Origin of the sequence: Allorhodopirellula solitaria (assembly GCF_007859855.1) — a bacterium.
GTDB lineage: Bacteria > Planctomycetota > Planctomycetia > Pirellulales > Pirellulaceae > Rhodopirellula > Rhodopirellula solitaria.
On record NZ_SJPK01000005.1, the window covers coordinates 163,429 to 190,244 of the forward strand.

Consider the following 26,816-nt stretch of genomic DNA (forward strand, 5'->3'; position numbering starts at 1 on the left):
GCAGCTTCTCGCTGGCAAGAAGCGTCGAGGCCCTCAATCGATCGGCGACTTGCTGATCGGCTTACTAATTCGTCTTGGAGTGAACCAGGAAAACACTGTAGAATCGAAACCGTCCGAAGCTCTGAAGTCTTAGGCTGAATTGTCGTGCTGCCAAGCACACTAACAACGTCGTCGCATGCCGAGGGTATCGGTGGAGCGTAGCTCTGCTGAGCAAGCCCGTGCTAGAGTGAGATGCTCTGTTAGCGGTTCAAACGCCGGATGAGACAGTGTGGGGCTCTCAGAGCTTCGGATATCTACCAGGGTGGCGAGACTGAACCACCAAAGCTAACCGAGCCGTGCTGGCTGGCCGACAAACAGTGGACTTTGAGTGTCGAAAAAGCTACCCTATTGGTGGTGCCGCTGAGCGTACGCGCGCACTGCAAATTTTCGTTCTGGATATGACAGTACTCAAAAAACCTCCCGCTGTGCTCTGCGCACGCTTCCGTCGGATGAACCTGAATTCATGCGTAGTTGGTGTCTCCACATCCAGCCCGATCAGTTAACCAAGACACGGTACTTCGGCGGTTGGAGCAATAGTCGATTGGCGAGCTACCAACGACGCTGCATCGACGATATCAACACCGCCGAGTTGCCGTATGCCGCCGATGCAATGGAGTTCCCACTGCAATCCCCCGAGGCCACCGAACCACGATCGACTCAGCCCGCGTGCCGGCACTGTGGGCAGTCCACTCTGCGAGTGGTATCGAAGGATCCGCGACCATCCTGGCGTGAGATCTTCTCGCGAGGCAGCACAACGGTGCCGCCTTGGTACGCCGGTTCGCTGCAAGACTCAGATCGAGTGTTCTGGGACGGTGCCAATGGTGAGGGATTTTACGATTGGTACCTGAAACATCAGGTAGAAGGTGCATATGCAGGCTCGGCGGCGATGCCGGTGCCACTGAGTACCGAAAGTAATCAGCTGATGCTCCCCGGACTGGAATCCGGTGACTACTACGCAATAGAATAGAGACGATAGTCGCCGCTTCCTCACCACACGGTGTATGGCCCCCGCAGTGTGGCGACAAAGTTCAACGCACGATCTATCCGCACGTCAGGCGATCAGCTCAACCGACCAAGTTGAGCTTTTTCTACGCCTGACATGCGGATAGATCGCAATTCGTTACCCGACTTAGGTTGCCCTGACACATGAACCCGTTTGGGAAGTTCCGTTGCCTTCGAGATAACGCAAAGTCTGCGCTCCTTGCATCGCTCGAAATTTACAACAAGCCGCAGCTGGCATACCGTGATGAGTGCTTCGTAATTCTTCTGGCAAACGCTTGGGAACTCTGCGTCAAGGCGTTGCTGTCGAAAAACCGTGTCAGGATTTTCTACCCCAAAGAACGCGACAAGCCCTACTTAACGCTTTCCCTTCGTGACGCGCTACAGGCGGCAAAGCCACTGTTCCCGCCGACTGTGCCCTTCGCCCCTGTCGCTGCAAATCTGAATTCGCTAGTTGACTACCGAAACAACGCTGTGCATTTCTACAATGAACCGGGGCTCGGCGTATTGGTCTACGGGCTGTCCCAAACAGCGATAATCAATTTCCGGGACATTTTCATAACCTGTTTCAACCAGGATATTGCGGACGAGGTAAACCTGAGTCTGATGCCGCTTTCATTCAGGGCACCACCCGACCCCATTGAATTCCTTCGTTCAAACGCTGACTCTGACAACAAGTTCCTTTCCGCTTACCTGCACCTGATTTCTGAGACGACGGAGAGCCTGGAGACGTCGGAGACGGACACTGGGAGATTCTTGACCGTGTTTTCAGTAAGTCTTCAGTCGACAAAGAAGATCACCTCTGCCGACGTCGTTGCGGGTGTGCAGAATGAGTCACCAGAAGGGATTCTCCTGGTCGACCGAAAAGTCGACCCAAACAAATCCCACCCGAAGCTTCAAAAGCACGTGCTGTCAGATATTGGCAGGGAGTTGAAAGGGGTTCGCTTCACATCGTATACGTTTCAGGCCATCGTTTGGGATCACGATATCAAAAACAATCCCCAATATTACTGGAAGCCGGAGCATGGTGGGTCTTCACAATACTCTCCACAGCTTATTGCATTCGTTCGCAGCTTGACGAAAACTGAGATCGAGACGGCGATTGAGAATTACAGAAACCGAAACAAAGATCATTAGCGGGTAACCATCGCATGCAACGGAGAACGGGTGGTCCGTTGTCTTGTCTGCTTGAAAGTCGTTCGCCCGTTCCCGCTGATGCGTACCGTTCGTAGACGAGGGTAACTCATCTGTGTCTGTATCTCGGTCGCGACTTGGAGATTAGCGTTCGATTAGTGCGGATTAGTGTTCCTGAAAACCAGACTGATTCGAACACTGATCTTCGCTAATCGCACACGAATCCAACGATCGTGATTTCCGGCGTCCAGGAGCCCGACGCCCGAATTTGCTTGCGTGCGCACTGGCGACTCGATACGATTACGGTATCGCTGCTTGTGTAGTGTGCCGCTACGCGCGTGATCGAGGGTGTGCTACGAACAACGGCGGTGCACCGGAGTAACGCGTCACCTCCACTACGGCGGTTGGCTTCGCCATTTTACCGCCTCCGCTGCGGTGCCACGTTACCCGGTGACCTCTACGTTACCCGACTGAAACGCATTGATGACACCAACTTCGTCGGACATTCACACGCTACTCGAAAGCCGAATCGACGCGGAGCGGCGATCGATCGCGAAACCAGCATTCGTTTCTGCACTTCTATTTGCGGTTTCGTTGGTCCCGCTAATTGCAATGCTTTCGACCGCATTTTTCATCGAAACGCAGTATCAAACGCCTTGGGTCGGCGTCATCCTCGTGGCTGGTACCATCATATTGACATTTACTCTTTGGCAGACTGGTGGGCATTACGCTAAACTCGCGGTTGGTCATCGTCGGCGCGTTAGGCAACTCGAAGATCTGCAACTCTATCTCGCTACTGTGCCGCCGGAATCTTGGCCCGCCAAGCAACTACTTCAAATCGTACTTGCAGGCCGGCAACCTTCGTTCGGTAACATCGCCTCCGATTTCTGCATTAGCGACGACACACCTCAAGACGACGGGTAACCAAACCATTCACACGGAGCACGGCTTGCGCGGTGTTACAAATGGAAGCATCACTCTCCGTGCCCGGTGATGGCAACCGTTCGTAGACAGAGTTGATTCCACTGGGCGACTCATCCCTGAATGCAGTTCGGACGCGACTTGGGATTAGTGTTCGATTAGCGCGGATTAGTGTTCCCAAAAACCAGGCTGATTCGAACACTAATCTTCGCTAATCGCACACTAATCCAACGATCGTGATTTCCGGCGCCCAGAAGCCCGGCGCCCGAATTTGCTTGCGTGCGCACTGGCGACTCGATACGATTACGGTATCGCTGCTTGTGTAGTGTGCCGCTACGCGCGTGATCGAGGGTGTGCTACGAACAACGGCGGTGCACCGGAGTAACGCGTCACCTCCACTACGGCGGTTGGCTTCGCCATTTTACCGCCTCCGTTGCGGTGCCACGTTACCCCGTGACCGCTAGCGTTCGTCGTATCGGCAAACTCGAACCCCCCGAGTTCTTTGCGCCCCGCAATCTTCAATGCCCAACTCAAACGAAATGGACCCGCTCAATCCTGGCGTCACTCCCCCTGATGACCTTCGTTTCAAACCAAAGGAAACGCCGGATCCTCAACATACGCCATTGCCGTCATGGACAGCGCCGGCATTGGGCGTAATGATCGGCGCACTTGCGGCCATTCCGGCATTTCAACAGTACGACGGGCGAATTGCGTGGATTCTGACTGGCGTGATGATGTTGCTCGGCTTGATTGGTGGCTTCATTGTCCTCGGTTACGACATTGCTCGGCGTTGAACGACGATATAGCTCGGGGTTGCTCGGTCCAGAAGTGTCCAAATGGGTCAGGCTTCTTTGATGGTTACCAGGGGCAAAGAGGATCGCGGTAGGGACGGCTGTTGCCAGCCGCCCCCCGCACAGATCCGTACTTGAAGGATTAACTCATACGGCTCTTGCTTTGAGTCGAGCGGCATGACGTTGTTTTGGGTACGGATGGAGAACGAAGCCAAATGGGTCAGGTCTCTTTGATTTGCTCTGGCTGGTCGACTCGGACTTTTTGTCTTCCTCGGGGTCGCATGGTGGACTCCAGATTGCGCCTTCTTGCGATCGTTTCCACCCACCCTTCCTCTCCGAACGGACGTCCGCGGTGGGCTGACAGCTGCACCGCTGCGAGTTCGTGCTGATCGAGAGGTTCGTTGACTCGCTGAACGCACCGCGGAAGTCTCGGTATGGGTCATCCCGAAAGCAACTGAGGGTTGGGTTCTGGACTCTGCAACCATCGCCATAAAGAACCCCAACGCCAGTTCTCCGCGTGTGTGACCAAACCGGCTCGCAGTGCATTGCGTTCGACGTATCGACAGACAATGAAGAAGTGATCGTCATCTTGGATCGGAAAGCTCTTGTATCGTTGTTGGTACAGATGTCCCAGACCGCTCGCGTGATAGTGAGCATGAAACCGCATCGTATGAGTGCCACCCACCCATCCCATGAATCGACTCATTTCCCCATCGATGAGCGGTCTCAGAACGAGATGATCGTGATTGTGCATCAGTTGGTAGCAAGAAGGCTAAACTTTGAATATCTCAAGCCCTTCATGCAGCACCCTCTCAAATGCCGCAAAATCAGCTCATCCGACGGAAGCGTGCGCGGAGCACAGGGGGAAGGTTTTTCTAGGCATGGCTCTCGTATCCAATAATCTTACAAAAATGCGTCCCTGACGAACGAATGTCCGCCAGGGACCGGCAACACCATTGGCGTACCATCGACCGAGATATCCCTTGCCAAGCCAGCACCTCTGCAGAGCTCGGCTCGAATGGCGTGGACTTAAGCGATTGCCGTCTGTGAAACATCCTTCCGTCGAGCTTGTCTCGGCGGAGGAACCAACTGGCAGCTACCGAAAAAATGCGAAGTAGAAACGGTGCTCCGTTTCGGGCTTGCCCCGGCGGTCACACGACTTGATTCGCTGATTCCGCCGGGACAAGCCCGAAGCGGAGATCGATATGGCGAGGACGTTTTGCAGGTAGCTTGCAGTTGCCACTCCGCCCGGACAAGCCGGACGGAAGCGAAAACAGATGCCCGCGAAACTCGAGTAAATCGCTTAAGTCCACGCCATTCGAGCTCGGCTCCGTTTCTCCCGGCAGCTCCAGTCTAACATCCACTATCACCTCCGACAAATCAATCATTGGATACTGGAGCCATGCCTCCAAAACCTCCAGCGCACGCTTCCGTCGGATGAGCCCTTTCTATTGGTACTGGCGTTACCGGCGATCCCGTTATGGTTCCAAGCAACCCGGGCATCCCCCCAGCATTAAAATTGCGTACCTTGCTCAATCGTCACCGGCGACCTGCTATTTTGATCGGCAACGAAGTGCAGCACTGACATTATCCTGTTTCGTCCACAAGCATCTTACTCTCATGCCCAACTTTCGACTGCCCAGCGAATTTTCCAGTACGTTCGTTGCGGCGACCAACCTGAACTGGATCGATTGGGGGGTGATCGGAGGTTACTTCCTCATCATGGCGGGGGTCGTGGCCTGGTCGTCTCGCCGCCAAAACAGCACGGCCGATTACTTTCTCGCCGGACGCAATGTCGGTTGGTTCGTGATCGGCACTTCGCTGTTTGCATCGAACATCGGATCGGAGCATATCGTTGGGTTGGCCGGTCAGGGTGCGGTATCGGGATTGGCGATGGCGCACTACGAACTGCACGCTTGGATCATGATCATGTTGGCATGGTTTTTCGTGCCGTTTTACTACCGGACCGGTGTCTACACCGTTCCCGAGTTTCTCGAGCTGCGCTTTGGCTCTACCTCGCGGTGGATCCTCTCGGTCGTGTCCTTGGTGGCCTACGTCTTCACCAAGGTTTCGGTGACGGTGTATGCGGGGGCGGTTGTTTTTTCGGCGCTGCTGCCGGATACCTTTGGCTCGCCCCAAGCAGCGTTCTGGATCGGCGCGATCGCGACCGTGCTCCTGACAGGGTTGTATACCGTCTTCGGTGGCCTGCGAGCGGTGCTGTTCACCGATGCGGCGCAGGCGTTAATCCTGCTGGTCGGTTCGATCAGCATCACCTACATCGGGCTGCAACAGCTCGGTGGTTGGGAGGAACTGCGGCTGATGGCGAAAGCCAATGCGGATGCCTTTGCGTTGTGGAGACCGATCGACGATCCTGATTTCCCGTGGCTGGGGATTTTGATCGGGTCGCCGATCGTCGGTGTGTGGTACTGGTGTACCGACCAATACATCGTGCAGCGGACGTTATCGGCCAAGAACCTACGCAACGCCCGACGGGGAGCATTGTGGGGCGGCGTGCTGAAGGTTTGGCCCGTGTTCATCTTCTTGATTCCCGGTTTGATCGGTTGGGCATTGCACAGCAAGGGGCTGATCACGATCCCATCGAGAACCCAGGTCGATGGCAGCACGGGGTTGGATGGTGACAAGGTCTTCCCGACGCTGGTGATGTCGCTATTGCCCGTGGGGATGCGTGGGTTGGTGGTGGCAGGGTTGCTAGCGGCACTGATGAGTTCTCTGTCATCGCTATTCAATTCAGCGGCTTCGCTGTTCACGATCGACATCTATCAGAAACTGCGCCCCGGCCGCTCCGAAGAGCATCTGGTACGGGTGGGACGAATCGCCACGCTCGTCGTGGTCGCTGCGGGATTGGCTTGGATCCCGGTGATGGCTCGCATTTCTGGTGGTGGTTTGTATGAGTACCTGCAATCGGTCCAGGGATACCTCGCCCCGCCGATCACGGCCGTATTCGTGCTGGGGTTGCTCTGGCCGCGGATGAATTCACCCGCCGCCGTGGTGGGATTGGCCGTCGGGTTCGCTCTCGGATTGGGGAAAACGATTGTGCAAGCGATCTATGGTAGCGGTGATGGCAAGCTTTCTTCTCCCGCTGTTTTGGCGTGGATCGGCGATGCGAACTTTCTGTATTTCTCCTCGGCCTTGTTCGCGATCTGTATCGTCGTGATCGTCGTTACCACTCTATGCACGCGAGCCCCGGATCCCGAGCGGGTGCGTGGGCTGACGTGGGGATCGCGGAGCGAAGAGGAAAACCGCGAGATCCGAGAGAGTTGGACGGCGGTGGATATCTTCTTGACCGTCGCGATCCTCGCCTTGGTGCTCGGCGTGTACCTGTATTTCTCGTTCTGGCTGTCGTATTGAACGATCTTGCCCGGAGGGGGGCGCACGGCGGGCCGATCGAGGCTTGATTGCCATCTGGCAGGCCACGCAACGCTTGTCGCGGGGCTACGCCGCCTAGGGTTTGCTCGGCGTCGACGAGGTATCGATGGTCGAGGGTGGCTGGACGGCGGGAGCTTTGCCTGTGAGATCCTTGCCTGGGGTTTCGATGCGCTGTTGAGGTGGGACGACGACGCCGCAACTGACCACAAACTGGATGGCTTCATCGATCGTTAGGTCGAGATCGATCGCTTCGCTACGACGGATCGTGACCGTGAACCCTGTCATCGGCATGGGGCTGGTCGGCATCAGCACGCTGAGCATGGGTTCGCCAGCGGCTTCGGAGACTTCTCGCATGCCGTTGCCGGTAACGAAACCGAGCGACCAGATCCCTGCGCTGGGGTACTGAATCGCAACGACTCGGTTGAATTCAATCTGTCGGTCGTCGAAGGCGAAGTCCGTGATCTGCTTCACGCTGCCGTAGACCTTGTTGACAATCGGAATGCGCAGGATGGTGGCATCAAAAGCGCTGACGAACCAGCGCCCGATGCCGCCGGTGAAGGCTCGGCCGAGAAAATACAGCAGCGAGATGAACAGGATCAGAAAGACAGGTACGGTGATCCAACGCGGCATGTAGTTGAGATGGTAGTAGCGGTCCCAGTACGCGAACGCCGTTTTGGGCGGCAGGGCAGTGGCACCGAATGCGTCGGCCCGGTCGTCGACTTCGCGGACCACATGGGCGGGCAGATACTTCCGCCCGGTCGGATCGGGCACGTAGTCGACGGAGCGGTAGTTGAAACCAGGCCGCTTTTTGGCGTCGGGCGTGTCGGCCTGCGGATCGACAATCGCATTTTCGGGGACACTATTGCGGATATCGGCGAACCCCCACACCATCAGGTAGCGGATTCCGCCCTCGACAGGGATCAGCAAGCGATTTTCGATCGCGCTCCAGGCCCACAGCAACACGACGATTGTCAGTAGCGGCGGCAGCACCACCCCGAGACCGCGCAGAACCGCCCGGCGTGCGCCATGCCCGTGTCCGGATACTGGAGCCATCTTGGGCTCCGCATCGGTCGAGGCGAGACCGGAGCCGATTTCGCTGGAGGAATCTGGGTTTTGTGGGTCAGTCATGGTTGTCCGCTGGCGAGGAACGCGAGGCGAATAGAAAAGGAGTGTGAATCATCCACCCCGCTCTGCAGAACACAAGTCCCATGGAGTGCGTGAGTCGAACAAATTGGGCCGCCTGAAAAACTGTAGCACGCGATTTCCGGTCGACGACAGGCCTGACCCCATGATTCGGTGAATTCACACAAAAGGTTCACTTATCGAGCAAAATCACTCGTCCCGCATCGCCAAGGCGACCACCGCGAGCGAGACTCCCCGGGCCCCCGCGTCGATTAAAACGCCGGCCACCTCGTCGGCAGTCGCCCCCGTGGTCATCACGTCGTCGACCAACAGCACCTCCCGGTCCAGATCCCGCTTTCGCCATCGGCGAACGATTTCAAAGGCCCCCCGGACGTTGTCACGCCGGGCATCATCATCCAATAATGCCTGTTTCTCAACGCCGCGAGTCGTTCGCAGCAAATTCACATAGGGCAGTCCTAAGCACTTGGCTGTGTATTGGGCGAGCAGCCGCGTGCCACTGCCACCCCGGCGAATCTGACGCATCGCTGGGCTGGGGACGCTCGTCACGATCGGGGGAGGGCCAGCCGGGCGACTGCTGGCTGGACCGGCGGATTGTCTGGCCAATGGCTGCGTGGGGGGTTCCGGGAGAGGGGAATCGACCAGGTCCGGCCAGCGACTGCGACAGCGATCGGCCAAACGCATCGCCAGTTCGCGAGCCACGGCGGAATTGCAGGGGTACTTGGCCGCGACGACTGCATCGCGGGCCGCGTCGTGATATCGATACAGGGGCGTGATACGCGAAAAACGGTGCGGACTGTCTCGGGTCTGGCATCTTGGACAAGGCCATGAATCCGTCTGCGAGTCAGCAGGACTCCATTCGCTCGGCTGCTCTCCCGCGGCGAGGCCCAGCTCTCCCGCGGCGAGGCTCAGCCGCTCGCCGGCCGGACCCCTCACGCCGCCCCGCGGGGTGCGGACCACCCGAGGCCAACCGCATTGTTGGCAGGCAGTCCGCATCATCGGCTGGGATTCAATGAGCGAGGTCTCGCAGACTCGGCAGAACGTGGCGTACCTCCGGGCGGAGTTTCCGTTGGCGATCCAACGGGTTGTGTCACCGCAGAGCACGCAGACGGGTGGAAAAACCAGGGGAGCCAGCGATTCCCAGATTCGAGGCGTGAAACCTCCGAAAAACCAAGGCTTGGGCACTTTTCTCTGCGTGGGTGCGGAGGCGGGAGCAGACATATTTCAAAATTTTAACGTTTTTTCTAGTAGCCAGGCGAACCTTCTGCTGAAATAGTCTTCTATGAACTTAACCATCCACCCACTTGCGGCAGTTATCGCCGTCGGGGGTTACCGGGTAGGTTTTTAACGATCCAATCTCATCGATTTCTCCGTTTTGCGGAGAGTTGGTTCCAACGACGGACCATCCGGTGGATTGTTCATTCCAATTTGTGCTCCAAAACCGCACCGCAAGAAACGGTGCCGGGAGGTTCCGATGCGAACTCTGATTTCTAACCTGAATGTCATTCGTGCGACCCGCGTCAGCGGTTTCCTAAGCAATGGTATCAGCGAGATCTCGGCAGTCATCGCGGGCCTCACCGCGAGATTCGCCTGGTCGGCCATGCCGGTCGACCATCGAGAACATCGCGATTGGTTTTGGAAGCCTCTGTATGCCAGCGTCGGCAGGACAACTGTCGACCTCGGGGGCGAGAAACGCACGTGTTTCTCGCCACAGATGGACCAAACGTGTCCATCGCAGTCGCGATTATGGGGGATACCCCAGATGACGCCTTTCGCTGTCGTGCCGGTGACCCGGTCATCGCGACGTGCGAATCGCATGAGCCAGGACCACGCGGTTAACGGCTAACGCCCACGCGCCGAACCCAGCTCACAGAGTCCAAGACGATTTCTTGCTAGCTCGCTATCGCCCCGGATCACCGTCTGCCTTGCAGGCTCGGATCCATCCGGTCGGTGCAGCTGCCGCCGAAATCGAACTCGGACCACCCCATCACGCTGTTACCAGCCGCCGCGCGAAAGAGACGTCGCCAGCGCCCTGAAATGCCTTTCCTTCCCGCCTAGGACTGCTCACGGAGTCAGTTGGGCGACCATTCACGGAAAGTCATCGACGAGCCGCTCGACCGCACTCTTACGCCACGCGGAACACTGGAAACAGCACGACCATCGCGATTCCTGAACCGAATCTTGGACGTTTTCACTGGCAGCTTGAAACTGGAATGCCCCCGCTTGGCTTTGGGGGAGGAACAATCATGACGATCACTCTGGAAAAATCGAACCATACCTCTACGAACCGCTTGCCCCCGGTCACCGTTGTTCGCGACGCGCCATCGACGGTCGCGCAGCTCGTTGTCCGCGCCCAATCCGGCGATCGGGAGGCGTTTGGTGAACTGTTCGAACGCTACCGACCCGCCATCGTGGCGCTGGCGACGCAGCGGATGCGCAACGCTCACGAAGCCGAAGAACTGGCCCAAGATGTTTTCATCCAAGCCATGCAGAAGGTCAGCCAACTGCGAGTTCCCGAAGCTTTCGGGGGCTGGTTGCGGCAAATCGTCCACCGCATGGCAATCAACCGCGCCACGCGTAGGCGGTTGTCCGTATCGTGCGACCCGGAAACCTTGGAGGCCACCTGCGCCGATGACTCATCGCCGCAAGCAGCATTCGAGGATCGCGAGCGAGCCGCTGCGGTGCGCAGCGGTTTGACACGGCTCGGTGATATCGATCAGCAAACCTTGCGGGCGTTCTACCTGCAGGGGCAATCGTTGATCGAGATGAGCGATCGGTTCGACGCCCCCGTCGGCACGATCAAGCGTCGGCTGCACACGGCTCGAAAGCGACTCGCGGAAACGATGCGAAGCGATTTTCCCGCCACGGTGCCCATGTCGGTCGCGTTGCCGGAACTCCCGGTGAGCCAAGCCGTGTAAAAGAGCGTCGTTTCGCTTGGGACCTTTGTCCCGAGCGAACTCGCTATTTTGCGAACGTGTATTCAGGGTTGGCCGTGTCGAAGTCTCGATCGGTCAACCCGACGTTCGTTTCCAAGTCATGATATTCATACGATTCGATCAAGGCCCGCTCCGTGCTCCCCGGTTCCGGCCAACCAAAGCTACGGTAGCTGACGACGAGGTTGTGAGGTTGGTCGAGCACCAATTCGGCGATCGCGAAGTCGTCTTCCTGTCCGCTCGGTTCGCTGCGTTCGATCCGCAGGTGCGTCAGGGGTCGGCCATCGAACAGGTAGTCCTCCGTCATGAACACCTTGACGTGGGGATCGTCACGGTCTTGGTCACCGCGTTGGATCAGTTTCTCCAATAGCCGCGTCAGACCGATGTCGGTAATCGGATACCGTTGGCCTTGCATGGCGAGAAAACTATCGGGCGACAGGGGGACGGTCATCATGGCCCCGATCATGCCGGCCTCGCGGACGAGCAGCTTGCCGTCGTTCTCGTTTTCTATCCAGATCACTTCGCGGCCCTTGAGGGTGTCGGGCGACTCAAACCGCAGGTACACCTTCAGCGGCTCATCCCGTTGGCCACCCCGGTGGCGGGTGGCGACTTTGAGAAACATCTCCGACGCCGGTTGCAGCACACCGCTGCGATCCTGTTCCTGCTTGACCAGCCGGGCGGTGTAGTCATCGAGCCCGGCGACGGTCTGGGCGAGCGCATCGCCCGCCAGACGCAGCATCTCGGACATCGTTACGGTGGTGGTCTTGCCCGCGTCTGTTTCAGCACCCGCCTCCGCCGGACTGGCTTGACGCTCGCCAGCGACAGCAACTGGTACCGGTGCGGATCGATCGCCCGCGAGTTCTCCAGCGAGCACGCTCAGGCAGGCGGCCGTCAAAGAGACAGCGAGCACGCTCAGCCAGGGGCTGCGATGGCGTGGAGCGGTGGAGGCTGGGTCGGTCACGGTGGGAACCTGCAGGTGAGATGTCAGTGGATTGGCGGCCAACGTATCATATTGTTTGGCGAGAAGCCGACCAGCAATGGCGGGCGACTGGGGGCACCGGAGCGACTGGGGCCACCGGAGCTAGGGGCTACCCTGGGCTGTTCAATCTTTGGGGTTGACGCTCGATTGGTCTTGCGCAATTTCTTGACTTCACCCTCTCCAAACGAAGTTTGGGGAGGGTCGACGGGCGAAGCCTCGTCGGGGAGGGGCCCAGCACTGGGAAAACGCCTCAATCGCTGCAAAACCCTGACCGAGCCCTCCCCGAGAAACTCGCTGAAGGCTCGTTTCTCGACCCTCCCCAGCTTCGCTCGGGAGGGTGAAATCAGGACAGAAATCACCTCCATGAAAATCAACCGAAACGGGTCGCAACCCCAAAGATTGAACAGCCCAGGGCTACCCCCATGTGTCAGGCGGACGGCATGGATTTCGGTCTTTTGTTTGCTCCCGTGACCAAACGTGTCCAGGGGCGCGGCGATACTACTTACGTGAGCCAAACGGGGCTCGCCCGATCAAGGTCAATCGCTGTTGAAAACATGTCAGAGAATTCAATGTTCTCCGACCGATTTCCCCGCTAGAATGAGGGAGTCACAGCGAAATTTCTTGTCCACAGACAGGAAAAACGGTACCATCAATCGGCTTCTTCGTTCGGTGAAAATGAAACTGACGATGATTTTGCGTCGCTCGTGAAATTGGAGTTAGGCAAGAAACTTAAGGAAAACAGGGATATGGCTAAGCAACCACGCATGGCGACCGCAGCGGCATCCAAAGGCGTCAAACTCGATCCGGGCATGAAACGCATTTTGGAAAAGGAACCGGGGCTGAAGACGACCTTGCAGCAGATCGAGAAATCGTTCGGCGAAGGGGCGATCATGCCACTCGGTGCGTCTCATAAACTGACCGTCGACGGCATCCCCACCGGATCACTGAGTCTCGACATGGCTCTGGGCGGCCAAGGTATCCCCCGCGGCCGGATCATCGAGGTCTTCGGACCGGAATCAAGCGGGAAGACGACGCTCGCACTGCACATCGGAGCCGAAGCGCAAAAAATGGGCGGCATCGCCGCGATCATCGACGCCGAGCACGCCTTCGACCCAAGCTGGGCGAAGAAACTCGGCGTCGAACTCGATAGTCTGCTCGTCAGCCAACCCAGCAGCGGGGAAGAGGCAATGCAGATCTGTGAGATGCTCGTTAAGAGTAACGCCGTCGATGTGATCATCGTCGACTCCGTCGCAGCCCTGGTGCCCAAGGCGGAACTCGAAGGGGAGATCGGCGATAGTCACGTGGGTTTGCAAGCGCGGCTGATGAGCCAGTCGATGCGGAAATTGACCGGCGCGATCGCTAAAAGCAAAACCGCGGTAATCTTCATCAACCAAATTCGTGAGAAAGTCGGTGTGATGTTCGGTAGCCCCGAGACGACTCCCGGCGGCCGAGCGTTGAAGTTCTACTGCTCCTGCCGGATCGATGTGCGCCGCATCGGCGCCCTCAAGGACGGTGATGAGCAGGTCGGTCAGCGCGTCAAAGCTAAGATCGTTAAGAACAAAGTCGCACCCCCGTTCCGCATCGCGGAGTTCGACATGATGCACACCTGTGGGATCAGCTTTGAAGGCGACCTGCTCGATCTAGGCACCGAACATAAGGTGATCAATCGCAGCGGTGCCTGGTTCAAATATGACGACACCTATCTCGGCCAAGGCAAAGAGAAGGCGAGAAACTTCTTGATCGAAAACCCTGAAATCCGGGATGAGATCAAACAGAAGGTACTCGCCGCAGGTGGCTACGCAGCACCGCTCGACGCCGAAGCTCTCGAGGAGGAAGCAGACGCAGAGGGCTCCGAGGAAGTCGCCAACAGCTAAGAGGCTATTTGACCTGCAAACCTTCGATACGAAAAACCGCAAAGTGGCTGGCCCCTTTGGGGCCCACGCCGGGCGGGTATTGATATTTCGTCGGGTCGTAGACGAACTTGCCCTTTACGGTCACCGGACGGGTGACGAAGTCGGTGGTTTTGTCTCCGACCATCTCAATCATCACGCAATCAAAGAGCGCCGCGCCGGGACCGAAACAGCATTCTTGGTTGTCGCGGACGAGCACGAACTCGTTGATATCGGTCTCTTTGAATAGCGTGCTGGGCAGGATGTAACCGCTCAGTTTCACGGTCCGGCCGTTGAGAAATTTGAGCGTGTCGGTCAATTTTTCGGGATCGAACGCTTCGTCTTTCTCGATGTCGAATTTGAGGTCATCGAACGTGATGTCACCTTTCTCGAGGTCAGACTTACTGCTTTTCCGCTCCTCGACTTTCGTCCGTCCCGCTGCCTCGCCACGCATGATGGCACGTCGCTGCTCGATGATCGATAGCGGCTTGTCAGCCGGTTCGTCAGCGAGAGCGGCGGACGTCCAGGTGAATCCGACCGTGAGCGCGGCGAGCACTAGGATGGATGGAACGACGAGAGAGCGAATGGGCATCATGCGATCCAATAGTGATAGGAGGGAGCTCTCCCAAAAGCAGAAATCACTTTTGGGAAAGGCGTTCATTTGAACTGGTCGACTTGCATTTTATAGAAGATGGCCTGATCAAAATCCGCTTTCTTCTGAGCGACACGATTGATGCGGAATTCTCCTGCCAGTTTGCGTTTGAGCAGGTTCGCGCGGACGGACTGCCCCGGTGGCAGCCGGACCTCAATCATATCGCTGCTGCGCGGTTGACCACCGAAACAACACGTGCCCAAATCGGGGACGAGAATGAATTGGCGGAGCTTGCCGCTGCCGCTGCTCGGGTGAATATAGCCTTTCAGAAACACCGGTTTGCCGTCAACGGCAAGTGCCGTGTCCGTGGGCTGGTCCGGCCCCTTGGTATCGGCTTGCAGCCGATAAAACTGCACCCGCTCATATCCATCGGGAACCTCGGTCAAATAGATGTACACATTCTGGCCGACTCCGCCGACGAACAACAGGCTGCATGCGATCAGGCCAAACAACGCCAACCCTCGCCCGCTGTATTCGTCCGGATAGCGAGAAATCGCACGGAGCCCAAAGGCGGCAAAAATAATTCCAGGGACCGCTAGAACCAGCAGCGGAGCAAACGTGGGCACGAGCCCAATCAGGGAAATCACGAAAAAGACGATCGACCAGATCGCACCTCGGCTGATCGCCCGGTAAGGAAAATCGACGGTCTCCGGCGTGGAAAACGGTTGAGCTTCGGCAGACATTGGCTTCAAAGGACGGAAAAGAGGGAGGATCGTGCGGGGGGACGGCCCCGGGGGGTGACTACGTATTAGGCGGTGGGCCGGTTCGATTGCCGCCCCACCAGGCGGTCGTGGACACCAGCTCATCAGCCCTGTGCACCACAAAATTCCTGGGCCCGCCGCTGCTAAGAACCTAGCCGAAACCCCGCAGCGATCGTAGCTCTGGTGGTAAGAGGGCAAGAAAAATCACTTTGGCGGGCCCGAACGGGAGCCCTGGACGTCGCACAGGTCTATGGGGAGAGAACGAGCTTGATCCCCGTGGCCATCATCACGATGACCAGGAAGATGAACACGAAGCGGCTGCTCCGTTTGATGGCGAGCTGGGCACCGACCACGCCGCCGACCACGTTGCCAACCGCCATGACCAACCCCGGAACCCAGTCCACCATGCCGTAGGCGATGAACACGATCGCTGCGGTCAGCGTCACGACCAACCCGATGCTGTTCTTGACAGCGTTGGACGCCGCAAGAGTCGAATTTGTGAAGAAACTCATCGCCAACAGCAGTAGGATTCCCATCCCGGCCTGGATGAATCCGACATAGATTCCGATCGAAAAAAACACTGGATATTGCCACGCTGCTGGATAAGTGGCGTGCTGGCCCGATTCGAGAAAGCGTTTGGGATTCGCCATCAGCAGCACCGCCATCACGATGAACAAAACACCAAAGACGCTCTCAAATGCGTCCGCCGAGAGATAGACCGCGAGCAGCGCCCCGACCGGCACCCCGGCCAAGGTCGGCACCCCTAATCGGATTGTCAACGCGCGATCGAGATGCCCGTGCTTGCGAAACGTGGCTACGGCCGACGCCGTCGAGCACAGAATCGCAATGCGGTTGGTCGCGTTGGCTGTCTTGGGATCGAGGCCAAATAACATCAGTGCCGGGAGCGTTAGAAAAGAGCCACCGCCAGCGACGGTGTTGACGATGCCGGCGAGAAATCCCGCAACCATCAGTAAACCGTAGGATGTTAGCTGCCAGAGCAAGTCAATCTCACCAAGAAAGAAAGTTACCCGTTCACCGGATCTGGCGCGCGGCGACGCGATCATAACAGAACGAAGCAGAAGCATCAGGAGTTGATGCGGGTGCGAAAATCGATTGATGGTGAGATTGAGCGAGGAGAGCCTCGGTGCTGTCCGCGTTGAGCCCGTGATCGGAGACCGGGGCTGATGAGCCTGCGAACACGGCCATCAATGCTCGACTTGATCATCGAGGACCTGGCGACATGCCTTGGCCGCGTCACGCCATTGACCGGACTTCGCTGCCGCAATGATCGGGCGCAGAGGCGAGGGCTCCTGACTCGGGTGCGCCTGCTCTTCTTGATCCAGGAGGGTTTCGATTTGGATCAATCCCTCGTCGCTCGATTGATTGCAGACCCGGTACAAAGCCATGGCGAAATCATATTCGGATTCGTTCAGTTCGACTCTCTGAGGCCAAAGCCACCAGACTGCCAGCAGGACGACGATGCTCGCGAATGCGATTCCGATTTTCATTACAGTTTCTCCCAATCAATGACTTCGCCTTCGTTCATGCTGGACATCTCCGCCCATAAATAGAGATCCACAAAGTTAGTCACGAATCGCACCGAGCCATCTCCCATGGCGACGTGCCCGCCACCGGGGTGCTCCGAAAACATTTGACCGACGTGATAGGTCGGAAAGTTCATCGGGTGAATGATCGGGCTGCCCGTGATATCCAGCTCCCCGCCCGACGGTCCTGCATGCACAAGCGTCAGTGTGGCAGCAGCGTCGGGCCCGTTTTCAGGCGAGTGGAATTGAGGGTGCGTGAACGCGCCAGGAACCACGCCCACCCAGGTCTTGTCGCTCAGAGCGGAGCTGTGCTCTCCAAAGAAAATCGTATTGCTGGTCCCATCGAGGACGTCGCGAAATCGCGTTCGGGAGTTCCGAAAGAAGGGTCCGTCGGCAACCTGTCCCGCATCCCCGTCGATCGACACGATTGTTGTTTCGGAGGTGTAGATATCCGTGAAGACTTCACCGGTCGCGGCCGAACCACACTCTCCCCAACAGCTTTCCTGTCCGTGGCTGGCGACATAGTGACTGCGTCCGAGCTGCAAGGATGAACCGTCGAGCAGCAGTTCCTGTCCCGTTGAGTCTTGAACCACAAAGGGTCGGTCGCCCCCCGTTGCGCTGGGGCATAAGAACATAGGCAGTGTCGTTGCGATCGTAGTGCGATTGACGGGGTCCCAAATCGGACGATCGAGCCTCAGGTTCTCGATCACCGCGCCACCCTCGGCGAAAGGCAGCAAGGCGGCTGCCCATCCCCACCCGGGCCCGGCGTCCCAGGTGACAGGATCCATTCGCACCGCCGGTGGCGCCGACCCGTTCCGGGTAGCAAAGGACCGGTATCCCGAGGGAAATTGATTGTATGCGGAATGATAATTCTGGCTCGCCAAGCCCACCTGCCGCAGGTTATTGCTGCACGACATCCGCCGTGCTGCCTCCCGCGCCGCCTGGACTGCCGGTAGCAGCAAGCCGACGAGCACACCGATGATCGCGATGACCACCAGCAACTCGACCAATGTGAATGCTGGTTGGAAACCCCGTTGTGTTCGTTCTCGCATCACTCGCGTGCTCCTGTGGTGAAACCGATCGCCCGACTGTTAGCCACTGCTAACTCCTGGGCCAAACAAGAAACCCGAGCCAGATATTAGCTCGAGCTAACTTTTTGCAATTCTCACGACTTCGATCGAACGCGTCAAGTGGGGCAGGGCCGGCATCCAAGCGGCGGGTGAGCCCGGTTGGTGCTGCCGGAATTACTGGCTTTTCGTCTGACGAGTTCGGAAATGGGACGTAGAGTTATGCGTCCTGCCCGAGAACCCTTCCTGCGCGAACGAAGCATGTCACGCCTATCCCTACTTTGCATCTGCCTCTTTTTCACTGTACCCGCGACCACGGTGCGAGGCGGGGGGCATCACCATCACTCCGCACACGCCTCCGCGCCAGCCGTCACTGTGAACGGCTCCTCCATGACATATGGTCGTGGACACAGCATGAGCTATCGCGGTTACACTGGTTATAGCGACTTTCGAGGGGTGCCCTACTACGGCTATGGGTACGCATACCAACCCTATCGAAGCGGCAGTTTTCGGGCGCCGGACTTGCTCAACGAGCCCTATTTTCGGGCGCAGCACAAGTTTGACAGTCATTTCCCCGGCCGTTACTCCGGGCGGCCTCGATTGCAATTACGCCAACCAATGCCCTCTCATCGAACTCGGTAGGAACGAACATGTTATCGAGCGAGGTCTTCAGTCAGGTGCGGGTTGCCGACTTCGTGGACATCGCGATTGTTTCGATCGTCATCTATCTGCTGCTGCTTTGGCTGCGAGGTCGCGCCTCACGTTCCCTGGGGATCGTTTTGGTGTTGTTGATGGGAACATTCCTGCTCGCCCGTGGGCTGGATCTTTACATGACCACGGCGGCATTCCAGTACGGTTTCATTGGACTTCTGCTTTCGTTTGTATTGGTTTTTCAACAGGATATTCGGCATGGTGTTGAGCGTCTGGGCGCCCACCGCTGGTTTGCCACCTCGGGTGGCAATGCGCCACTGGATGATGTCAATGAGACGATAGTTGAAGCCGTTGCCGCGATGGCGAAACAACGGATGGGAGCGTTGATCGTGTTCCCTGGTCTCGAACCGCTCGACCGACATGTTCGCGGTGGAGTCGATGTGAACGCCGACATCAGCTTCCCGCTGCTGTTGAGTATTTTCCACGCAGAATCACCGGGGCATGATGGCGCCATCGTGATCGATCAATCGCGAATCGAGCGATTGGGAGTGCACCTTCCACTGACGAACAAGCTGCAGAAAGTGGGCGGCGGAGGAACGCGACATGCCGCAGCGTTGGGATTGGCCGAACGATGCGATGCCATGGTGGTTGCCATTTCGGAAGAGCGAGGCACGATCTCGATCGCTCACGAGAGTGAGCTCACGGTCGTCGATGCAGCCGAACTATCTGATCGGCTGAGCAGCTATGCGGCCAAAGAACAGCCGTCCACGCGAGCATCGAGTTTCTTGGGACTGCAGAATCTAGCGATGAAGTGCACCGCCGTCCTGCTCGCCACGACCCTGTGGTTCCTCTTTGCTTACCGCACGGACACCATTCAACGAACGTTTAGCGTGCCCGTGGAATATCGAAACTTGCCGGCCGAGTGGGAGGTCGACGAACACAACTCAACCTTTGTGAACGTGACTCTGTCGGGGCCCGAGCCAGCGTTTTCCCTGCTCGACCCGGCTACCTTGACGGTCTCCTTGGAGCTTGAGCAGATTGATCGACAGGGCGAATTCCCTATGCCAACGGCACCAAGCCTCAAGAACGTCCCGAAGGATTTGAGCGTCGAACGGACGATCCCCGCTGTCATCTCTGTCGAGGTTCAGGCCAAATCGGGCGAATGAGCCACCGCACTGAGTAGGTCCTCGATCGCAGATTTGGTCACGGGTTTGACGAGATGGAAGTCGAAACCGGCAACATCACTGCGAGCCCGATCCTGCTCCTGTCCCCAACCTGTCAGGGCAAACAATTTCACGATATCGCCGCCCGGTAATCGTCGGATTCGCTCGGCCACCTCATAGCCATCCATCTCCGGCATGCCAATGTCCAAGAACGCGACCGAGGGGACAAAGGACTGAAACAACTCCATGGCGGCCGAGCCTGATTCGGCGATAGCCACTTCATGCCCCATCGCGACAAGTAGGCGTTGCAGGCTACGGAGGGCGTCGAGGTTGTCATCGACGGCCATGATTTTCAAAGGCTGGCGGGAGGCCGGTTCCTTTCGCGGGTGAGCCGTCTCTAATTCCGAGGGTTTGACAATCCGCGGCAGGGTGACTTTGAATTCCGCGCCCTGGTTCTCCCCATCGCTGGCGACCGATACCGTCCCATCATGCAGCTCTACGATCCGCTTAACCAACGCCAATCCGATGCCGAGCCCGCCTTCACTCTGTTTGAGTTGACGGTCGACCTGAGAAAACAGCTCGAATACTCGATGTTGCATCGGCGCGGGGATGCCGATCCCATTGTCTTTGACCGAAATAACCGCGTTCGACTCGTCAGCATCAACGCTCAGCGATATCTCTCCATTGTCAGCCGTGTAGCGGGCCGCGTTGTTGAGCAGGTTCGAGACCACTTGAGCGAGCCGCGTCATGTCGCCATCGATGATGAGAGGGCGTGTGGGCAAATGCGTGCTCAGCCGATGCCCACCGGCTTCTAGATTCGGTTGGCTGGTCTCGATAGCGTGTTGGACGATATCGGCAACATCGACGGAATCCGTTTGGAGGTGTATTCTGCCACTCGTGATCCGGCTGACCTCGAGCAGGTCGTCGACAAGCCTCACCATATGATGAACTTGGCGTTCGATCATCTCGAGCATCTCGGCATTCTCGTCACCGTCGTCCTCGCCGGTGGCCGTCATGCTTAGCAGCTGAATGCCACTGAGGATGGGTGAAAGCGGGTTCCGCAGTTCATGAGCCAGGGTCGCCAAGAACTCATCCTTGCGTTGATCAGCTTGCTGGAGAGCAGCAGCGAATTGACGGCTCTCCTCCAGCAGTCGTGCATTCTCTCGGTTGATCTTCTCCATTTCATCGCGGCGGCGGATGACCTCCTGCCGTTCGGAATAGAGGTCAAAGAACACGGTCGCCTTGCTCTTGAGGACATCACTTTCGATGGGCTTCTGCAAGAAATCAACGGCGCCTTTTTCGTAGCCTTCGAATCGCCGTTGTTGATCAGTGCTCCCTGCGGTAATGAAAACGATTGGGATACGTCGTGTTCGATCCGACCCACGCATCAATTCAGCGAGTTCGAATCCATCCATGCCCGGCATCTGCACGTCGATTAACGCCAGTGCGACGTCGTGTTGTAGCAAGAGTTCGAGCGCTTCGGATCCAGAACGCGCCTTGAGTAGATTCAAACCATCGCGCTCGAGCAGCCTTTGAAGCGCCGTCAAATTGGCTTCGCGATCATCCACGAGCAGGAAATTGACAGCGGCGGGTATTTCGTGATTCATCGACTCAGATCCGCTCATTCAAGTATTGTGAAATTTCCCGCAGGCTCATCACCCTGGCGTCGGGACAAGTCGCGATCGCAGCATCCGGCATCGCTCGGCAATGGGCTTCAGTGGGCTCCTGGATCAAAGCCTTGCCTCCCACATCGAGGATTTCGCGGAGTCCTTTGGCGCCATCCTGGTTGGCGCCTGTCAAAATGATCCCGAGGATAAGCTGGGAAAATACGTCGGCCGCCGACTCAAAGAGAACATCGATGGACGGTCTCGAATAGTTGACCGGTTCCTCACTGCTCAGAGCCAGCGATGTATCGTCTTCGACGAGCACGTGATAGTCCGGAGGTGCCAAGTACACGTGCCCGCGCTCAAGCGGCTGTTTGTCTTCGACTTCAATGATCGGGCGGCTGCAGCGATTTTGCAAGAGTGTGGCCAAGTGCGTGTCTTTGGCTGATGGCATGTGGACGACGATCACGATCGGTGCCCCGGTTCGCTCCCGCAGCCCCGACAATATTTCGGTGATCGCTTCAATCGCGCCCGCCGACGCGCCCATGACGACAACTTCAGGCTTGATGCTCATAGGTCACCTCGGCGACGGTAGATCCGTTCGGTGGGATTGAAATCAACGAAGCCACCGACATGGCTGGAGAATCGAATGCTCTCTTTGGCACCGAGTCCCAAAAACCCGTTTCGCGGCAACGAGTTCCGGAACAGCCCGATGGCGCGGTCCTGCAGTTCTTTGCGAAAGTAGATCAGCACGTTGCGACAAGAAATCAAGTGGACCTCTGCGAACACGGCATCCGATGCCAAACAGTGATCCGAAAAGACAATGCGTTTTTTTAAGCTCTTGTCGAAAATTGCTGCCCCATAGGCCGCCGTGTAGTAGTCCGAAAGTGAGGTGGTGCCACCGGATTGACGATGGTTCTCGGTGAACAAGCCGACTCGATCGAGAGAATAGCGGCCTGCTTCGGCGCGTTTCAAGGCTTCGGCGTTGATGTCCGTCGCATAAAAAATCGTGCGGTCTTCCAGACCTGCTTCGCGAAACAAAATCACCATGGAATAGACCTCCTCGCCGTTGGCGCAGCCGGGGATCCAGACTTTCAGCGATGGGTAGGTCCGCAGATGCGGGATGACCTCCTCACGAAGCGCCTTGAAATACGGTGGGTCGCGAAACAACTCGCTCACTTGGACGGTCAGGTAAGAGAGCAGCTCTGGCAGGGTCTCTTCATTGTGTAGAACCCGATTCTGAAGTTGCGAGATTGTCTCGCAGTCGAATCGCTCCAGAGCGAGGGCCAGTCGACGTTTGAGCGAAGCCGAGGAGTAGTCGCGGAAGTCGTAGTGATACTTGAGATAGATTGCCTCCAGCAACAACCGCAGTTCGATATCGTGCGTCTTCTTGTTCAATGCTTTTTCCCGGGTACGGACATAGCCGTGGCGAGCCCTCCAGCTATCATTTTCGGATCCAGACGCGCACCAACGACAGCAATTTATCGATGTCCAGTGGTTTCGCCATGTAATCATTGGCTCCCGCGTCGATGCACTCGAGTTGATCATCTTTCATCGCTTTGGCGGTCAACATGATGATTGGAAGGTTGCTAAATCGAGCTTGTTTGCGAATCTCTCGCGTCGCGGTCAAACCATCCATTTCGGGCATCATCACGTCCATCAACACCAGATCCACTCGCCCCTCCTCTCCAGCGTCCGCTTCATCGAGCGCGACGAGCGCCTCTTTGCCGTTGCGTGCGATCTGGATGATCGCTCCCCTTGGCTCGAGGATGCTGGTCAGAGCAAAGATATTTCGCACATCATCTTCGACCACGAGGATTCGCCGATTCTCTAAAGCCGCTTCGCGACTCCGAGCTTTCTGGATCATCTTCTGCTGCGCTTCAGGCAACTCCTCGACAACTTGGTGCAAGAACAGAGTGACTTCGTCGAGCAATCGCTCGGGCGACTTCGCACCCTTGATGATGATGGACTTAGAATACCGGCGGAGCGACTGCTCTTGCTCAGCCGATAGCTCACGGCCGGTATAGATGATCACTGGTGGGAAAGAATAGTCGTCATTATTGCTGAGCGTTTCCAGCAGGGAATAGCCCGATGAATCGGGGAGCGATAGATCGAGCACCATGCAATCGAACGTGGTGGATTTGAGATGCTCTAGACATTCTGCGACACTCTGAGCACCGACGGTTTCAACGTCGCGAGAAGCCAACAATTTCTGCAGACTTTCGAGCTGCACGGCGTCGTCTTCGACGACCAAAACCCGCCGTGTCCGTTGGTTCAATTGCATTTGGAGTGATTGCAACGTCTCCAAGAGCAACTCTCGTGTTACCGGTTTGAACGCGTAACCGACGGCCCCCAAGGCCAAGGCCGTTTCAGCAAAATCATTCGCAGAGATCACGTGCACGGGGATGTGCCGCGTCCGAGCATCCTGTTTGAGCCGATCCAAGACAACGAGCCCCGTTTCATCGGGCAGTCCGATATCCAAAACGATGGCTTGCGGGAGGAACTGCGCAGCAAGGATCAAGGCTTCCTGTGCACTGGCGGCGATCAAGCACTGGAACTCCATTTCATGCGCCACCTTTGCCAAAATCGCTGCAAAGGATTCGTCGTCCTCAACGACGAGAATCAACCGTCGATCCCCGCGCAGATTTTCCCGATCGTCCGTGATTTTCGCTCGCACCGGTGGTTTGATCGCCGAGCTGTTGGCGACAGCTTGCGCCGAATCGCGAGCGGGCGATGTCGCCGTTGTGGCCGCCGTGGCCGTTGCTTGATCACGGTATGATCCGGTCGCGGGGTCAGTCTGCGGGAGCTGGGCAGGCGGATCCGCCGCCGCACCTTGGGAGTCCTCGGCTGCGGGCCGAAACGCCGTCGGCAGAATCAGCGTGAAGGTGCTGCCCTGATCGGGTTGGCTGCTCAAGTGCATCTCACCGCCCAAGATCCGAGTCAGCTCCATCGTGATGGATAGTCCCAGCCCGGTGCCGCTGAACTTTCGAGTCGCGGCACTGTCGACTTGTCGGAATGCTTCAAAAACAGCTTGCTGGTCCTCATCGGCGATACCGATCCCAGTGTCGGTGACCTCTATTTTGATCGCAACGGATGAGTGCTTCGAGACCCGCATCCCAACCTCGCCATGATCGGTAAACTTGATCGCATTGGAAAGCAGATTTTTGAGGATCTGTTCGAGTCGTTGATGGTCGGTAACGATTTGCTCCGGGACATCACTATCCAGGCTCGTATGGAAGCTGAGATTTTTCTGGACCGCCAAGGGGCGCATCGTCTTGTCGAGTTCCGATACCACGTCGGCCAACCAAGTCGTCTCGGGACGGATGGTCATTTTCCCAGCTTCGATCTTGGACAGATCGAGGATGTCGTTGATCAGTCGCAAGAGATCGTTGCCGGCCGAATGGATCGTCTCAGCGGACTCGACCTGCTCATCGGTGAGGTTGCCGCTCGAGTTTTCAGCCAAGAGTTTCGCAAGGATCAGGGAGGAGTTCAGTGGTGTGCGTAATTCGTGCGACATGTTGGCGAGGAAGTCGGACTTGTAGCGACTCGCAGCTTCCAACTCTCTCGCTTTGGCCTGGGTATCGAGAGTCGCGCGAGCCAACTCGTCTCGCTGAGATTGCAGCAACTGGGTGTGCTCCTCCAGCTGGATGTTGCTTTGTTCAAGCTCGACCTGCTGCTGTTCCAACTGCGCCTGCGACTGCTGCAGCACCCGGCTTTGGACTTCGAGCTCTTCATTGGATACTCGCAACTCCTCACCCTGCTGCTGCAATTCCTCGGCTTGCTGCCGTTTCTCAAGGAGCAATTTCTGCAGATGGGAGCGATACCGCGACGATGCGACGGCAACACCTACCGGTTCGGAGATCGCTTCGAGGAAACTGATCATGTCCGCTGTGACGGGGCGCATGAATCCAAGCTCTGCGACCGCATTGACATCCTTTTCGGTATTCATCGGCACAACGATCAAATCGCGCGGCTTCGATTGACCCAATGAAGACCCCACAGCGAGGTAACCGTCGGGGATGTCGGTGAGCTGAAACACTCGGCCGCTCTTGATCGCCTTGCCGATCAATCCCTCCGACGCTGTCGCCTGCTCGATCAGGTTCGCTGAACTGGGAACGCCGTATGTTGCCGTCCGGTGAAAAACCTCCCCGTCGCTGACAAAGAAAGCTCCCACCTCGGCGTCCAAGAACTCGGCCAAGAAGGTCAGTACGTTTTCACCAAACACCGCCGGTTTGAGGTCGCCGCCCATCGTTTCAGCGAGCCCCGATTTCCCCGACTGGATCCAAGCCTGCTGCCTGACGATGACATTGTTCGCAATGTAGTAATAGCCGACCGAGCCGATCACCCAAAACGATATCACGCCGAAAACACGGTTAAGTTGTGCGATTTCCCGATTCGTGCCATCGGTGTCCGTGATAAATGCCACCGACATCAGCACCGTACACGCCGCAGCCACGACCAGCGGCATGCTCTTGGACCTCAAGAACAGGGAAAGGGTGATCGGAACCATGTAGAACACCCAGGTCGCCACCCCCAACGGCGTGAGATAGTCAGCGAGCATCACTGCCAGCAGCGTGACACTGATTCCCAAGTAGATCAAGGTAGCCCGCTGGGAGGCGCGGTCGACTGACTGGCGATGGGCGCGGGAGAGCTGGTAGCCCGTGGATTCGGTCATGTAAAAGCGATCAGTGCTGTGAAATCGAAAGAGGGGACGCTGGCAACTAGTCGCGGAACTTCCCGCGGCGAACACAGAGGACCAACAACACGATCGCGCCAACTAATGACCCGAGCCAACCGCTCGATTGAACGAGCGACCCGCCTTGAAATAGATAGCCCAGAGCACCCCCGACAAAGGAGCCCGCCACACCCAGCAACAGGGTCCTGAAACAACCCATCTGCTGTTCCCCGGGGGTGAGTACTCGCGCGATCAACCCTACCAAGAGTCCAAAAACAATCCAACCTATCAACCAACCCATGGGTGCCTGCTCATTGAGTGAAAACGATTCGACGAGGATCCAGTCTGATATGCGGTTGTCTGAGGACGCGAGTATAGCGACCTTCGCAGGATCTGACATCGGCGCCCACGGGTTCGCATTTCGTGTGCCAACTCTCGAACGATGCTTCTACGATCGCCTCACACCTCAAACGCTGGCAGCCAATCGACCACCGTGGCTGCCGGGCGACCGATGACCGCGGCCGAGGGAAGTCACCGGCGCCAATCG

The 26,816-nt window shown here is 57.4% G+C and carries 23 protein-coding genes; 9 read left to right on the forward strand and 14 right to left on the reverse strand.

The annotated features are described in order from the left end of the window. Window positions 1–502: 502 nt before the first annotated feature. From CA85_RS24895 to CA85_RS11935, 4 genes are all read left to right on the forward strand, one after another. Complete coding sequence (locus tag CA85_RS24895; RefSeq protein WP_186774894.1) at window positions 503–1,006, forward strand: hypothetical protein; 504 nt, start codon at window positions 503–505, stop codon at window positions 1,004–1,006. Between the two features lie 179 nt (window positions 1,007–1,185). Next, window positions 1,186–2,175 (forward strand): DUF3644 domain-containing protein, encoded by a 990-nt coding sequence (locus tag CA85_RS11925; protein ID WP_146391565.1) that lies wholly within the window; start codon window positions 1,186–1,188, stop codon window positions 2,173–2,175. Window positions 2,176–2,655: 480 nt separating this feature from the next. Beyond that, complete coding sequence (locus tag CA85_RS11930; protein WP_146391566.1) at window positions 2,656–3,096, forward strand: hypothetical protein; 441 nt, start codon at window positions 2,656–2,658, stop codon at window positions 3,094–3,096. Window positions 3,097–3,632: 536 nt separating this feature from the next. Continuing rightward, window positions 3,633–3,887 carry a hypothetical protein gene (locus CA85_RS11935; protein WP_146391567.1) on the forward strand — a complete coding sequence of 85 codons (255 nt, stop codon included), beginning with the start codon at window positions 3,633–3,635 and terminating at the stop codon, window positions 3,885–3,887. 436 nt (window positions 3,888–4,323) lie between these two features. Here the strand turns inward: CA85_RS11935 and CA85_RS25400 are convergent, their stop codons facing one another. Beyond that, window positions 4,324–4,638: a transposase gene (locus CA85_RS25400; RefSeq protein WP_222435439.1), complete on the reverse strand. Its 315-nt coding sequence runs from the start codon at window positions 4,636–4,638 to the stop codon at window positions 4,324–4,326. 866 nt (window positions 4,639–5,504) lie between these two features. Here CA85_RS25400 and CA85_RS11945 point away from each other — a divergent pair. Further along, window positions 5,505–7,253 (forward strand): sodium:solute symporter, encoded by a 1,749-nt coding sequence (locus tag CA85_RS11945; RefSeq protein ID WP_246112725.1) that lies wholly within the window; start codon window positions 5,505–5,507, stop codon window positions 7,251–7,253. A gap of 93 nt (window positions 7,254–7,346) precedes the next feature. Here CA85_RS11945 and CA85_RS11950 read toward each other — a convergent pair whose 3' ends face one another. Together CA85_RS11950 and CA85_RS11955 are read right to left on the reverse strand one after the other, a co-directional pair. Further along, window positions 7,347–8,399 carry a DUF502 domain-containing protein gene (locus CA85_RS11950; protein WP_146391568.1) on the reverse strand — a complete coding sequence of 351 codons (1,053 nt, stop codon included), beginning with the start codon at window positions 8,397–8,399 and terminating at the stop codon, window positions 7,347–7,349. 204 nt (window positions 8,400–8,603) lie between these two features. Further along, complete coding sequence (locus tag CA85_RS11955; RefSeq protein WP_246112726.1) at window positions 8,604–9,632, reverse strand: ComF family protein; 1,029 nt, start codon at window positions 9,630–9,632, stop codon at window positions 8,604–8,606. A 253-nt stretch (window positions 9,633–9,885) separates the two neighbouring features. Here CA85_RS11955 and CA85_RS11960 point away from each other — a divergent pair, with 253 nt between their 5' ends. Further along, window positions 9,886–10,257: a hypothetical protein gene (locus CA85_RS11960; protein WP_146391569.1), complete on the forward strand. Its 372-nt coding sequence runs from the start codon at window positions 9,886–9,888 to the stop codon at window positions 10,255–10,257. 400 nt (window positions 10,258–10,657) lie between these two features. Beyond that, complete coding sequence (locus CA85_RS11965) at window positions 10,658–11,329, forward strand: RNA polymerase sigma factor (protein WP_146391570.1); 672 nt, start codon at window positions 10,658–10,660, stop codon at window positions 11,327–11,329. Window positions 11,330–11,372: 43 nt separating this feature from the next. Here the strand turns inward: CA85_RS11965 and CA85_RS11970 are convergent, their stop codons facing one another. Continuing rightward, the gene (locus tag CA85_RS11970) at window positions 11,373–12,347 is read right to left on the reverse strand and encodes a DUF1571 domain-containing protein (RefSeq protein WP_246112727.1); all 975 of its coding nucleotides are present in this window, start codon (window positions 12,345–12,347) and stop codon (window positions 11,373–11,375) included. A 722-nt stretch (window positions 12,348–13,069) separates the two neighbouring features. Between CA85_RS11970 and recA the strand changes: the two genes are divergently transcribed. After that, entirely contained in the window at window positions 13,070–14,197 is a 1,128-nt protein-coding gene (gene recA / locus CA85_RS11975; protein ID WP_146391571.1) for a recombinase RecA, read from the forward strand. A gap of 4 nt (window positions 14,198–14,201) precedes the next feature. On the opposite strand, the gene CA85_RS11980 is transcribed toward recA, so the two are convergent. The 5 genes from CA85_RS11980 to CA85_RS12000 all read right to left on the reverse strand — a co-directional run bounded on the left by CA85_RS11980 (window position 14,202) and on the right by CA85_RS12000 (window position 18,161). Further along, window positions 14,202–14,816, reverse strand: a complete 615-nt coding sequence (locus CA85_RS11980; protein WP_146391766.1) for a DUF3299 domain-containing protein — start codon at window positions 14,814–14,816, stop codon at window positions 14,202–14,204. A 53-nt stretch (window positions 14,817–14,869) separates the two neighbouring features. Next, window positions 14,870–15,547, reverse strand: a complete 678-nt coding sequence (locus CA85_RS11985; protein WP_146391572.1) for a DUF3299 domain-containing protein — start codon at window positions 15,545–15,547, stop codon at window positions 14,870–14,872. Between the two features lie 266 nt (window positions 15,548–15,813). Continuing rightward, a complete protein-coding gene (locus CA85_RS11990; protein ID WP_246112729.1) occupies window positions 15,814–16,650 on the reverse strand; it encodes a sulfite exporter TauE/SafE family protein in 837 nt (278 codons plus the stop codon). 120 nt (window positions 16,651–16,770) lie between these two features. Continuing rightward, the gene (locus CA85_RS11995; protein WP_146391573.1) at window positions 16,771–17,073 is read right to left on the reverse strand and encodes a hypothetical protein; all 303 of its coding nucleotides are present in this window, start codon (window positions 17,071–17,073) and stop codon (window positions 16,771–16,773) included. After that, window positions 17,073–18,161: a DUF1559 domain-containing protein gene (locus CA85_RS12000; RefSeq protein ID WP_146391574.1), complete on the reverse strand. Its 1,089-nt coding sequence runs from the start codon at window positions 18,159–18,161 to the stop codon at window positions 17,073–17,075. Before CA85_RS12000 ends, CA85_RS11995 begins: the two co-directional genes overlap by 1 nt. Window positions 18,162–18,826: 665 nt before the next feature. Between CA85_RS12000 and CA85_RS12005 the strand changes: the two genes are divergently transcribed. Continuing rightward, on the forward strand, window positions 18,827–19,993 hold the full coding sequence (locus tag CA85_RS12005; protein ID WP_146391575.1) for a diadenylate cyclase: 1,167 nt from the start codon (window positions 18,827–18,829) through the stop codon (window positions 19,991–19,993). On the opposite strand, the gene CA85_RS12010 is transcribed toward CA85_RS12005, so the two are convergent. The 5 genes from CA85_RS12010 to CA85_RS12030 are packed head-to-tail and all read right to left on the reverse strand — an operon-like array spanning window position 19,972 to window position 26,669. Next, the gene (locus CA85_RS12010; RefSeq protein WP_146391576.1) at window positions 19,972–21,597 is read right to left on the reverse strand and encodes an ATP-binding response regulator; all 1,626 of its coding nucleotides are present in this window, start codon (window positions 21,595–21,597) and stop codon (window positions 19,972–19,974) included. The two genes, CA85_RS12005 and CA85_RS12010, sit on opposite strands and share 22 nt — an antisense overlap. A 4-nt stretch (window positions 21,598–21,601) precedes the next feature. Beyond that, entirely contained in the window at window positions 21,602–22,168 is a 567-nt protein-coding gene (locus CA85_RS12015; protein WP_146391577.1) for a chemotaxis protein CheB, read from the reverse strand. After that, on the reverse strand, window positions 22,165–22,992 hold the full coding sequence (locus CA85_RS12020) for a CheR family methyltransferase (RefSeq protein ID WP_246112730.1): 828 nt from the start codon (window positions 22,990–22,992) through the stop codon (window positions 22,165–22,167). Before CA85_RS12020 ends, CA85_RS12015 begins: the two co-directional genes overlap by 4 nt. Before the next feature lie 46 nt (window positions 22,993–23,038). Further along, entirely contained in the window at window positions 23,039–26,269 is a 3,231-nt protein-coding gene (locus CA85_RS12025; RefSeq protein ID WP_146391579.1) for a response regulator, read from the reverse strand. Between the two features lie 46 nt (window positions 26,270–26,315). Then, window positions 26,316–26,669, reverse strand: a complete 354-nt coding sequence (locus tag CA85_RS12030; RefSeq protein WP_246112731.1) for a GlsB/YeaQ/YmgE family stress response membrane protein — start codon at window positions 26,667–26,669, stop codon at window positions 26,316–26,318. Window positions 26,670–26,816 lie beyond the last annotated feature (147 nt).